We start from the raw sequence: 13090 nt of genomic DNA on the forward strand, positions 1-13090 counted from the left end.
ATGAACGATAGTAGCAACTTTATGATTACCGGAGTTAGAACTACTATAGTTAGCTACCTATGGTGTCATATATATTTGAGCTGACGAAATCCTTTTCGAAGACTGTTGCACAGTTGAAGAATCTATTACGATTCCATCCGTTGTCTTGAGATCTGCAATTCCTAATGTACCTGCCCCTCCCACTCCAAATCTATCGGACCAATATGCTTTTGTGCCAGAAGATACGTCAACGTTCGAAGAACCATAACCGACCTTATCAATTACAACTTTTTGAGAATATGTTGACCACAATGTAGCAGCCGTAGAGTAAGCGCTTGTATAATCGGAGTTTAATCGATCACCATTTACTTTAAGATAAGGTTTCCCGTTACTAACAGGGATCGCTGTCCAATTAGGAGCTGACCCAGAATAATGCATTTCGTGTGCGCTTAGAGACGGACTAAAAGAGAATACGGAAATGACAGCAATTAAAAAAAACGTAATTTACTTTCTCTTTAAATTCAAATCCTTACGCCTCTTTTTTGGAATAGTTTACTAATTAACAAGGGATGACACTACATCAAAATACTTACTATGTAAATATATATCATATAATTACATATAATTACTTTCTTATAGTAACTTCATTCTATTTTAAAAATATTGATTAAAAACGATATCGGAAAACAGTTGCTTCAGAAATTAAAGGAAATCGGTAAACAGAATAACTTTTATAAGTTTGTTCTTTTCACCTTCCCATTTAATATGCTTCTTAAGTATCGAATCGCATGTGTATTGCTTAATATTCAGTCGTAATAAGTTTTATAACCCTCGAATGCTTCGGGTACAAGCAAAAATTGGACCTTGGTAAAAGAATGTTTTATTTGTTTTTCATAAATGATCCTCTTCCCTAAGTTCAGTATACTTTCTTCATTATGAATTAATCTTACACGTTAAATTCAGCTATCCTGCCCGTTTGTTGAACAAAAGCAGCCGATCACATAGATCAGCTGCTTTTTTCATATTATTGAGCTATCGTCCTCGTTAGCTTAATCCGACATTCCTCAGAGCGAGTGGCATCTACAACAGGCAACTGCTCGATCTCTTCCAAGCGGATTTTGGTATCTGAAAAACGCCACCTGCGAGCTTATTCACCATGTTTTCACGCTGCCCGTAAGCCTCCTGTCTTTCCTCTCTTCCATCAGCCTATTAACAAACGGAGCAGGAAGTGTACGCCTAAAAAAAGGACACTAACTCAAGTACCGATTTCGGATGATCCCCAAGTGATGGAGTTCGTGTCCCGCACAGACGTACGCAAGGGCGCGCGCCGTAATGCTTACGTTGTTGGCTGTCCCTTTGAGTGACCACGCCTCCGCCGGCAACCCGCGCAGCAGAGTGATCGTCGATTGCCGTACGGCCTGGTAGTCTTCGGCCAATTGTGCGATTGTCCAGTTTCCGAAAGGAGGTATGAACGATTCCTGGTCGAAACCGGGTAGAGTCGTCTTGTCCCCTCTTGAGAATCGAAGCAGACGATAGGCCATAACGCGTTCGTTGTCCGCGATGTGGCCCACGACTTCTTTCAGCGTCCATTTTCCTTCCGCATACCGATACGCACCTTGGATTTCAGTCAACGATGCCAGCAGCTCGGTCATTTGCTTTTCCTGAGCTAGCAAAATGTTGATGATGTTGCCTTCCGGCACCAACCGGATATACTCGCTGAAGTCCCCGGCGTATTCTTCTTCTGACGGTCTTTGGTTCATACGTGGTCCCCTCTCTATGGAGATATAGAAGATCATAGTACCCGTCTTAATTATATGCTATCGTTCTCTGTGATTCAGCCTTCTTTTCAAAAGGAATCAACTTGACTTGAAAACCTGCAGTACTATGCTAACCCACCGAATAAAGTACAGCTACGAATAATAATAAATCCATGTCTCCTTCCGAAAAGTTGTTGAACTAAACTGCCCATTAGTCTAGTAAAAGCAGCCGATCACTTTGATCATCTGCTTTCTTGGTTTTATTGATCAGAAGGTTCCTAAAGAGCTCACAATCACCTTCATATGCCCATTAACGCCACACTTATTGGGAAATAACAGATCACTTTATGCATTAAGTCACATATCACTTTATTCATACGATACCAAAAGCAAAAGACGCCGCTGCATCTGCACGGCGCCTTTTCTTTTCACTACATCCAATACTAGAGCCTCTCCATCATCAATTCAGAGTCAATGAATTCATTTTCGTTCATCACTGACTGAATTCTACAAACAGTGAAATCGTCCAACACGGGGAACCCATCCCTTCATTTAATGAATGTTTATCTGTCTTACCAACTGGACTTGGTTACACCCGGAATCTGTCCCTGATGGGCCAGTTCGCGGAACACAATGCGGGATACCTTGAACTTGCGCAAATACCCTCTTGGACGTCACGTCAGTTCACAACGATTTTTCAGTCTAGTCGGTGAAGCGTTGCGCGGCAGCTTCTGTAATGCTTCATAGTCACCTTTCTCTTTCAGCTCCCGACGCAGCTCTGCATGCTTCGCTACCGTTGCCTGACGTTGTTTTTCGCGTACGACCTTCGATTTTTTGGCCATGGTTTGGTTTACAGCTCCTTTATCAGTTGTTTTGTGAATGTTTAGTATCAAACGCTTCTACAGGCCAGGGCAGCGGATTATCAAAACGTCCCCAGTCGGCTTGCATCTCCTCATCGCTGAGCAGGCACTGGTCCAGCTCATCTTCAATCACAGCACGTTCCATTTCAATCCCGATCATCACCAGCTCGGTCTGCCGATCTCCCCACTGGGCATCCCATTTTGCCAGAACATCCGGCTCGGTACGAAAAATGAATTCCCTGTCCGCTTCCGGCAAGGCCGCAACCCAATGTCCGGCGGGACCGAATTGAATGGAAGGACCGGCCTGACTCAGGCTTGCCGCCACATCTCCTTCGGCTGCCAGCCAAACCAGCCCTTTGGCACGAACGACCTCTTCCGGCCAGCAGCTCATGAATTCAGCCAGACGTGAGGGATGAAATGGTCTTCTGCGTCGGTAAACGAAGGAGCCAATCCCGTACTCTTCCGTCTCCGGGGTATGTGACTCTTTCTCCAGCTCCTGAATCCATCCGGCGGACATGCTCACTTTTTCAAAGTCAAAGAGGCCCGTGTTCAGAATCTCAGCAGGATTCACCTGCCCATTCACCGTCCGAATGATTTTGGCATGGGGCTGAAGCTTACGGATGACACCTTCAAGCTTGTTCAGCTCTACGTCATCAACCAGATCGCATTTGTTCAGCAGCAGGACATCACAAGTTTCAATCTGGTCAATCAGCAGGTCCACCACGTCACGGGTATCTTCATCTCCTGTGGCTTGGTTTCGATCCAGAAGACTCTGTCCTGAGGCAAAATCATGCCAGAACCGGTTGGCATCCACCACCGTTACCAGGCAGTCCAGCTTCGCCAAACTTGTCAGATCAATACCCGACTCCTCATCGGCATATGTAAAGGTCTGTGCAACCGGAACAGGCTCACTGATCCCCGTGGATTCAATCAGGATATAATCGAACCGCCCTTCATTCACCAGCTTCTCAATTTCCTGCATCAGATCATCCCTGAGCGTACAGCAGATGCAGCCGTTGGACAGCTCGACCAGCTTCTCTTCTGTTCTCGAAAGTGCTGCCTCTCCCTTGACCAGCGCTGCATCGATATTCACCTCACTCATGTCGTTCACAATAACAGCGACCTTAAGCCCCTGCCGATTGTGCAGTACATGATTAAGAACTGTGGTTTTGCCGGAACCAAGGTAACCGCTGAGAACCGTTACCGGTACTTGCTTTTTCGTCATATGAATCTACTCCTTATAGTGGCTGCCAATATGGTTTTGGCCTTATTAGTAATTATTACGATTAACAACAATGACTATAATCCTGTTGGCTCCTGTTGTCAAATCATTTTTTATAAAAAAAAACCTACGGCCTGTTTCCGGCAGGTTCGGATCATCATGATACGTGCCGGAAAAGTCAGTCCATAAGCCTTTAACTTTTTTCTTTCAGATAGGCGTTCGAATCAAGCCGCACGGGTGGTGCTTAACACCAACATAACACTTGCTCTGCACACCAATCTCCCTTAGTTCGCAGCAGCGGATCTTTCCCCATTCCCTGCTTCCATCCGCTGCCTGAAAGCCACGACCAGAATCATGGCTGCCACCGAAAGAAACGTACAGATCGTAAACATGGTAGAGTATGAGCTGCTCTGAACAATCAGCCCCATGGCCAGACCGCCCAGGGAGAACCCCAGATCATAGGAGGACATGAAAATGCCCATAAGCACATACCTGGAATCGGCAGGGAGAACGAAGGACAGGTAGGTGGTTAACGTCGGGTACATTAAGGCCAGGGCAAAGCCACTGAACACTGCAGACAGATACACCAGTGGTCCAATGAACTCCAGCAGTGCGAGCATCTGGGTTCCCAACCCCGCACACAGCAGCAATCCTGCCATCAGCCAGGTATTCCAGCTGCCGTCAGACGGTATTTTTTTGCGCAAAATAAATCGGCACAGAATAACAACCAGCCCCTGAATCGTTAAAAACACCCCGGCGCTCGCCATTCCGGTCGAAACCATATACAGCGGAAGAAAGGTCGCGGTTGCTCCAAATACACAGGAAACGAACAGCATGACCACACTGCTGATTAATAACGGTGTACTGCGCCAAAGGCCGCTGAATGAGCGCACCATGTCCCGCAGCGTATACGATTTATTTTGCACCGTCTGCCCGGGCAGATCCACACGATATCCGATCAGAAGCGGACATGCAGCCAAACCGATCATCAGTACAGTAAACCAGATATCGCTGGCATTTTCCCAGATCTGTATAGCCAGTATCGGAATAACGAGAGATGGAACCATCGTAAAAAGTGTATACATGGACAGTCCCTGTGCCCGGTCCTTGTCCTCCAGCTTCTCCACAATGCCAGCCTGCATGGTCATGGAGAAAAACGCAGTCGCCACGCCCTGCAATGCCCGCAGCCAGAGGTACGTATCCACATCACCGATCATAAACAGCAGCAGCGTTACAGCATGCAAAATGAGCAATCCCTTCATGACCCGGAGTGGGCCATACTTCCCCAGAAGCTGTGCCGCAAATGGTCTCAGCAGCATACAAGTGAACATGTACGCCCCCATCATCAAGCCAATCTCGGCCTGATTCAGACCAGCTGCCTCACTTCTCAGAGGAAGAATAATCGTTAAAGCCGAATTGGCGGCAAAAAATAAAAAGGCCAAAACATAAAACCGGATAAACGAAAAGGATACCGGATTTAATTTGCCATATGACTTTGCAGAAGAATCCAATCTGTCGTCCCCACTTTCTCTCTATTTCCGGAGCACGCTTGTCAATAACGTAAGGTTAATCAACCTGTCAATTTCACTTAAATCGTCATGGTTGGGATTAAAAAATCAATTTATCTTATACTGCTTTTCTTGTCAATGAATTTGTAATCTTTACGATTAAGCAGCATGACGAATGGAATAAAAAAAGCTGACGCTCATTGCATCAGCCTTCCATCTATTTCGTACCTATCAATAATCCCCTGCGGTCATACGCAAAAACAATCATGGCTGTCCCTAATATTGCACAGATGATATACATCCAGGAAAAAGATAATACATCGGCAACGGGTCCCATCATGACTCCCCCAAGCGAGACTCCCAGATCAGCCGTCGCGATGAACAAACCGATTAATATGTTGCGGTTCGACGGTGGCAGCACAAAAGACAGATAGGTTGTCAACGTTGGATATACAATAGCCTGCGCAATTCCCATAAGCCCAGCGCCTAGGTAGAAGATGATTGCACCTGCCTGGATGGAGAAACCGACGCACGCTGCAGCCAATGTCAGAAGCAGCATGGTTCCCATCATAAACGATGAGTGCCACCTTCCGTCCGAAGGAATCCGCTTTCTGAGCAGAATGCGGGCAACCACCACGACCGCAGCCTGAATCATCAGAAAGACACCGGCATTTCCGTTATTCAGTTGTGGAGCATACAGAGGAATGAATGCCGTAATGGCGCCAAATATAATGGACGAGATGAGCATAATGACACTGCATTTGAACAAAAACGGATTCCGGACCAGTTCACCGAAGGACTCCAGCATCTTGGACTTCTGTCCTGACTGACCCGGAGTTGTCTCCGTGACGTGTTCCTTCGTCTTGTCTATCCTGACACTGTAACCGAAAAGTCCAGTCACCATGGCAATGGCAATCATGAATATCGAGAAATAATCCATGCCTCCTGTATTCCACAGTCCCAGAGCAAGAACAGGACCAGCAATGCCGGGAATGTAGGAAAAGAGTGAATAGTATGAGATCCCCTGTGAACGATCCTTCTCGGGCAGTGCATCAATAATACCGATCTGGAGCGCCATGGAGAAAAAGGCGGTAGACACACCTTGCAGGGCACGGGCTACAAAATAGCCCCCCAATCCGGTAAAGGTATACAGGATCAAGGCTAATCCATTGAGGATCAGGATGATCCGCAGTACCTTGATTGGTCCATGTTTCTGAATAATCTGGCCAGCCCACGGCCGGAAAAACATCGTTGTGAACATGTACGCTCCCATGACCAGGCCGATGACCGTGCTGCTTGCTCCCAACGATTCACCCCGAAGAGGGATAATCACGTTGAGTATAGCATTCGCACTAAAATAAAAGAGGGCCAATATATATAAACGCAGAAAAGGCCATGACAATGCTCCACTCACGCTGTGTTCTCCTTTAGAATGTGATTAAATGATCCAGTAACTTCCTCGCATACTCGGACTTCACGTGTTTCAACTGCTCGGTGGGTACCATTTCTTCAATCTGGCCCTCTCTAAAAATGATCACCCTGTCACAAATGTAAGCAGCCGCTTGAATATCATGGGTGATAAAAACATAACTCATATGGTACATTTCCTTCAGCTCTTTCAGCACATGAAGTACCTGAGTCTGGACCGATACATCCAGCGAACTGATCGCTTCGTCCAGCACAATGCACTGAGGCTCTGTGGAAATCGCTCGGGCGATACAAACCCGTTGTACTTCTCCCCCGGACAATTCATGCGGGTATCTGGATCTGTATGAGCTGTCCAGTCCGACCTGGCTGAGCAAAACATCTATTTTGAGCGAATCCGAGTTTCCTTCCGGCTTCTTCTTTTGTATTCGCAACGGTTCCATGATGGCTTCCTCGACATTGAAAAACGGATTAATAGACGACTTGTAATCCTGGAACACAGCACTGATCCTGCCACGTCTCACTTTGCTGTCCAGCACGGATTTTCCTTCCAACAAAATCGTCCCCTGATCCGGTCGCTCCATCCCCAGCATCAATCTGCCCAAGGTTGACTTCCCGCTGCCGCTCTCGCCGATGATGCCCAGGCATTCCCCGCCCAAGCATTCGAAACTGACATCGTGCAGCACTGGCTTTCTGTTCCTTGCAAACAAACCGCCCTGTGAATAGGACTTATGAATATGGTCAACTTTTAGCAATGATCTGTTCCTCCTGCATCAATTGCCTGAAATGATTGCTTAACTCCCAGCGGGTGGATACCAAATACTGCGTGTACGGATGCTGTGGCTTCGTAAAGACCGAGCGGATGCTGCCTGACTCCACAATGTTCCCGTCCTTCATGACCAGAACGTCATCCGCAATCTTTCGTACGACCCCCAAATCATGCGAGATAAAGATCATCGAACATCCCATCCGTTCACGCAATTGAATGAGCTGCTCAACCACTTCATATTGAGAAATTGTATCCAGAGCTGTTGTGGGTTCATCCGCGATGATCACATCGGGCTCCAGAACCAGCGCAAGAGCGATCATGATCCGCTGCAGCATGCCTCCCGACAGTTGATGAGGATACTGATTCATGATTTCCAGCGGATTTTTCAGCATCACCCGTTCCATGGCTGATTTCATGTTTTGCTCCGCTTCTTTGGCATTCCAACCGTAATGGGCTTGAAGGGTCTCTCTCAGATGAACACCGATCACACAGGAGGGATCGAATGCACCCATTCCGTTCTGGAGAATCATGCACAATTTCCGTCCTCTTCTTTTCCGCATCTCCTGTTCAGTGAGCTTGTTCAGATCCTCCCCTTTGAACAGAATCTGACCCGATTGCCGGATGGCCGGTTTATTCAAGCGCATGATGGACCTGCATGTAATCGATTTGCCACTTCCACTCTCTCCTACAATGGCGAGACACTGACCTTGCTTTAAGTGAAATGAACTGTTGTGCACAATAACCTCTTCCGTGTGTCCATCCCATATTCTCAGTTGATCAACTTCCAATATATTCATAAGAGACCTGTTCACCTCTCTTCCTGCCGCGAGGCTTGATGCTCGTTTTGGAGGTCATCAATTTGGGGTCAAGAGCCACCTGCAGCGCATCGGACAGGAAATTGAATGCCGATACAACCAGAACAATGGCCAGACCTGGCGCAAGCATCAGCTCCGGCCTGGAGAACATGACCTCTCTTGCCTCATTCAGCATCATGCCCCACTCGGCTTGCGGTGCCTGAACGCCTAATCCGAGAAAAGACAGACCCGATATTTGCAGGATCATGGAACAGACGGAGCTGCTTGAAATGACAGCAATATCCGAGAACGTAACAGGCACAACGTGCTTGTAAATGATGCGCAGGTGGCTGATTCCGGACGCCCTGGCAAATTTCACATAGTCCATCTCCGAATATTGCATGACCGATGTACGAATAACCCGGGCGAACCATGCCCATTTCATGACAACAAAGGCAATCAAAATATTTTCAAGGCCGGCACCCAAAATGCCAACCACCGCAAGTGTCATCACGTAACCCGGAAAAGAAAGCATAATATCACAGATTCTCATCAAGATTGCATCGGTTTTCCCTTTGAAATAACCGGAGATAAACCCGATGAGAGCCCCCAGAAGAACAGAGGCGAGCAAGGCAACCAGAACCCACAGCACACTGGGACGAATGCCATAAATCAGCCGTGACAGAATACACCTGCCCAAATGATCATTGCCGAGCAGGTACGACCAGGATGCAGATGCATATCTGAGCTTCATATTCACTTCTTCGGGGTCATGCGGTGCAATCCAAGGAGCAATTATGCCAGCTATGACCATCACAACGATGACGACAAGAGACGTCATGGCGAGTTTATCCTGGCTTAAATTCCGGAGTATTCTCATTAGAAATCCTTTCTGAGCTTGGGGTTCATCGCCGCATTAATGATATCGGAGAGCGTATTGAATAATACAAACGTGACCGCCAAAATAAGCACATATGCCTGTATGATCGGAAAATCCCGGCTGAGAATGGATCTGACGCTTAACCTTCCGAGACCTGGCCAGGCGAACACATTTTCAATAACAACAGTACTTCCAAGTACAATCGGTATAGCCATGCAGAAGATCGAAACCGAAACCTGCAGCGAATTCCGCAAAATATGGAGAGTTACCTTTCTCTCCGGAATTCCGCTGGCTCGTGCATACAGGACATAGTCTTCATTTAAATTGCTTAGCATGGAGCTTCTCACATTCCTGAAATAGATCCCTACATAACTTACCGTAATGACGATCACCGGAAGAATGTAGCTCTGAACCGAATCCATCCCGCTGGTGGGCAGCAGATCAAGCTTGACGGAGAAATACCAGATCAGCAGGGCCGCAAGCCAGTAAGATGGAATCGCAGTCAGCAAGAAAGAGAACCCTCGTACGGACTTGTCTGTCATCTTTCCTTCTCTCATGGCGCATACCACACCTAACAGGATCGAGAACAGAATAATGAACACGGACGATATGATCGTCAATTTGAGCGTATTCACAAATGCAGGCCAGATCAATGACCAGACGGATTTACCAGTGACATAGGATTCACCAAAGTCCAATTGCAGGCAGGCCATCAGCCAGTTCCAATACTGAATCAGAAACGGCTGATCCATCCCAAGCTCTGCTTTGGTTTTTACAATCAATTCGTCCGTAATCTGCGGGACTTCCTGTGCCTGTAATACAACAACAGCAGGGTCCAGCGGCGAGAGATTGATCAGAACAAAGGTTAGAAACGAAATAATCAGCAGCAGGGGTATTGCCAGCAGAATCCGTTTGACGATATAACTCCCCATATCCAGCTCCTTTTCACACAAGATCGGATTGCTTCTATTGGAACTTCATTCGCTCGAATGGCAGTTCATATTGGGTCTGCTTAAATGCAATGCCATCCAGATTTTTCGGTGCAACTACGGTCATGCTTCCGTTCGTAATTGGAATAAACACAGCCTCATCATGGACCATGGTCATAATGTCAGCGTACAGCGATTTTCTTGTATCCTCATCGGTGGACACCATGACCTCTTCAATCTTGGCATACAATTCCTTGGCATCGGCCATCCCGCTTGTTGTATGCAGATAGGCTGAACTGGAGGCAAAAGCGGAAATCGTGCTCTGAGGATCATAAGCCAGACCCCAGGTTTGATTGAACAGCAGATCATATTCACCCGTGGATCTTCTGTTTGCGATAGAAGAAGATTCTTCCCCGATAATGGATAACTGAATACCAATGCCTTTCAGTTCATTTTGAATATATTCAGCCTGCGTTTTTTGGGTGGAGGAGTTACTATCGTAATAAAGATCCATCGCCAGCTCCTGCCCATTTTTGGTTCGAACAACATCACCACTCCCTAAAATCCAGCCCGCGTCATCCAGCAGCTTCTGGGCAGAGCTCACATCATAGTTACGTACCTTTAATTCAACGTTGGCGTAATTTACATTGGAAGAGAACAAGGTCTGAGCAGGCGTCTGTGTCCCGTCAAAAATATCATTGCTGATGGTATCCCGGTCTATGGCATGCCAGATCGCTTCCCGAACCGCTTTTTCACTGACCGGGTTATCCTTTTTGCTGCTGTTGGCCGCAATGATACTTGTGTTCATCGGTTCACTGCGTACCACCTGATACTCTCCCGAATCTGCCAGTTGGTTCATCGCTTCGACGTCAATGCTGTCAGCACCCCGGTCATCCGTGAACACGAAGTCGATTTCTCCTTTTTGCAATGCCAGAAAAGTGGTTTCGCCTGCCGGGAGAACTTTGGCAACAATGCTCTGAATTTCGGGTTTGCCACCCCAATAGTTTTCGTTCGCTTGGAACGTGGCATTTTCATCCACATTGTGCTCCGTAAGCATGTACGGGCCTGTTCCATGGTAACCATTAACTCCATCCTTCGTTCCACCATTGATCATATCTTTGGGGGACAGGAACACATAGGGTCTGGTCATGGACAATTCCACCAATGTGGGATAATAGGTACTGGACAACACCAATTCAACGGTATATTCATCTATGACGTTTGTACTCACAATTTTGGTAGACAGTTTAATCCACGCATGTTTCTCGCGATTCGCCTGAACCGCGTCAAAATTGGCTTTCACCGCCTCAGCGTTGAAGGGTTCCCCATCCTGGAACTTCACATCTTTTCGTAAATGAAAGGTGTAGGTCTTTCCGTCTTCAGAAATATCCCATGATTCGGCAAGCAGGGGCTTGATTCCCTCAGCCGTGTTCTCTACCAGCGACTCATACACCATACCTTGGGCAGGCATGGAGCCTGTGTATAGATGGGGATTCATATCATTAATGTCTTTGGCAGAGGCATAGATTAAACTCGTTTTCTTCTCTCCCTCTGCCGCTCCTGTCTGCTCGGCCCCCTTTTCGCCGCAACCGGTCATGACGGTCAAAATCAATGCAAATACAATACTTACGCCAAATCTGGATATTCCCTTTTTCACAACATGTCCTCCTGATGATTGATTTCGAGTCCCTCGCAGATCATGTTCAAATCTTCAGCAAAAGTTTGAACCCGGAATGCACCCGACAATGGCAGATCTCTCTGTTCCTGTGCCACCTGCACCAATTTGTTCTCATAGGCTGCAATGAATTTATCTATGGTGGGACAACTCACCCCGAGATGCCTTGCAATGCCCTGAATGATTTTGATGCGGTAATAATCTTCTTTGGGCATCCTCGGGATTTCAAGCTGTCCCTCCCGGTTCACGAACATTTTTCGAAAGGGAACGGCCGAAAAGTCAAAATATTTTCCTTGTTCATCCGGCTTCGAGAAAGGATCGATAAGTAATGAGGTATACCGTATGTACAGCAAATACTCCTGATGTATGTCCTGCAAATAGATAAATTCTTCGATATCATGACGCGATAAACTCTGTAAACGAACGGGATAATTATCGTCTGTCATGAATTGAAGCAGGTTGAGAGGGCGTATGTTCAACCGGTCTATAATTCCCATAATTTCTTTCCAGCCTCTGAGCATATCCCGAATCAGATATTGGGTTACAGGCCCTTCCGGGTAGATCTTGTAGACATACGTTTGAATATCAGAGCCTCCAAAAATCGCATTCAAAGAAAAATCGTTCATGAATAATGGAGGATGTACATAAAGCGAGATGTTTCGTGTCTCCGCCTCAAACGGAGAGTCCATCACTTCCAACTCCATACCGAGCTGCTCAATCATTTTGCATAATCCGTTTATCCGTTCTGAAGGATTCTGTGTAGAACCGATATACAGTTTTTTCTTCACCCCAGTTGTCACAACATGATTGGAGGGATGACCATCCATCCACCTCGTATCCCCGCAATAGGTAGAAAAACTGATCACTTCGGCCCCGCACCCTAATTCACTCACAAAGTGATGAACGAGGCGATTCGAACCAAATGTGGGGGACACCAGCACCATGCATCGAACCTTTTTCAGTACTACCGGGTCGATCTGACTCAAGACCTCGATATATGCGTCTGTCGTGACAGACAGAATCAGTGTGTCCCACTCGCCCTCAATTTGACTGTACGCGGTAAAAACCCGATCCACAGTACACTGGCCTTCCACGTTCCGGTGTTTCTCATTCTGAACACTTACGCGAATATGCTGGTCATTTTGTTTTAATGAGGCGAAGAAATCATCGGATCTGACCGATTGCCTTCCGGCTATGCCAATGTAGGATTCCCGTTGTTTCTTGAACAGTACAGCTAACTGAACGGATGCAGGCCCTGTCCCCATAATTAAGACCCGGTTAAAATCAGTCAT

General features: G+C 46.9%; 10 protein-coding genes and 1 pseudogene. All 11 read right to left on the reverse strand.

The features are described from left to right. Positions 1-1229 precede the first annotated feature (1229 nt). Positions 1230-1739 (reverse strand): DinB family protein, encoded by a 510-nt coding sequence (locus HP552_RS08115; protein WP_175395043.1) that lies wholly within the window; start codon positions 1737-1739, stop codon positions 1230-1232. A 569-nt stretch (positions 1740-2308) separates the two neighbouring features. Beyond that, positions 2309-2578 (reverse strand): annotated as a pseudogene (gene rpsN, locus HP552_RS35340) (30S ribosomal protein S14). 22 nt (positions 2579-2600) lie between these two features. Then, the gene (locus HP552_RS08125) at positions 2601-3821 is read right to left on the reverse strand and encodes a GTP-binding protein (protein ID WP_175395044.1); all 1221 of its coding nucleotides are present in this window, start codon (positions 3819-3821) and stop codon (positions 2601-2603) included. Positions 3822-4102: 281 nt separating this feature from the next. Continuing rightward, a complete protein-coding gene (gene cntE, locus HP552_RS08130; RefSeq protein WP_175395045.1) occupies positions 4103-5329 on the reverse strand; it encodes a staphylopine family metallophore export MFS transporter CntE in 1227 nt (408 codons plus the stop codon). Positions 5330-5543: 214 nt separating this feature from the next. Continuing rightward, positions 5544-6740 carry a staphylopine family metallophore export MFS transporter CntE gene (gene cntE, locus HP552_RS08135; RefSeq protein WP_175395046.1) on the reverse strand — a complete coding sequence of 399 codons (1197 nt, stop codon included), beginning with the start codon at positions 6738-6740 and terminating at the stop codon, positions 5544-5546. A 13-nt stretch (positions 6741-6753) separates the two neighbouring features. Then, on the reverse strand, positions 6754-7506 hold the full coding sequence (locus HP552_RS08140) for an ABC transporter ATP-binding protein (RefSeq protein WP_175395047.1): 753 nt from the start codon (positions 7504-7506) through the stop codon (positions 6754-6756). Beyond that, positions 7493-8317, reverse strand: a complete 825-nt coding sequence (gene cntD / locus HP552_RS08145; protein ID WP_175395048.1) for a staphylopine uptake ABC transporter ATP-binding protein CntD — start codon at positions 8315-8317, stop codon at positions 7493-7495. Before cntD ends, HP552_RS08140 begins: the two co-directional genes overlap by 14 nt. After that, positions 8298-9194: a staphylopine uptake ABC transporter permease subunit CntC gene (gene cntC, locus HP552_RS08150; protein ID WP_175395049.1), complete on the reverse strand. Its 897-nt coding sequence runs from the start codon at positions 9192-9194 to the stop codon at positions 8298-8300. The genes cntD and cntC overlap by 20 nt, the downstream gene beginning before the upstream one ends. Next, entirely contained in the window at positions 9194-10126 is a 933-nt protein-coding gene (opp1B, locus tag HP552_RS08155; protein ID WP_175395050.1) for a nickel/cobalt ABC transporter permease, read from the reverse strand. Before opp1B ends, cntC begins: the two co-directional genes overlap by 1 nt. 34 nt (positions 10127-10160) lie before the next feature. After that, the gene (cntA, locus tag HP552_RS08160; RefSeq protein ID WP_446686455.1) at positions 10161-11780 is read right to left on the reverse strand and encodes a staphylopine-dependent metal ABC transporter substrate-binding lipoprotein; all 1620 of its coding nucleotides are present in this window, start codon (positions 11778-11780) and stop codon (positions 10161-10163) included. After that, the gene (locus HP552_RS08165; protein WP_175395051.1) at positions 11777-13090 is read right to left on the reverse strand and encodes an opine metallophore biosynthesis dehydrogenase; all 1314 of its coding nucleotides are present in this window, start codon (positions 13088-13090) and stop codon (positions 11777-11779) included. The genes cntA and HP552_RS08165 overlap by 4 nt, the downstream gene beginning before the upstream one ends.

Origin of the sequence: Paenibacillus xylanilyticus, from assembly GCF_013359935.1 — a bacterium.
Lineage (GTDB): Bacteria > Bacillota > Bacilli > Paenibacillales > Paenibacillaceae > Paenibacillus > Paenibacillus xylanilyticus.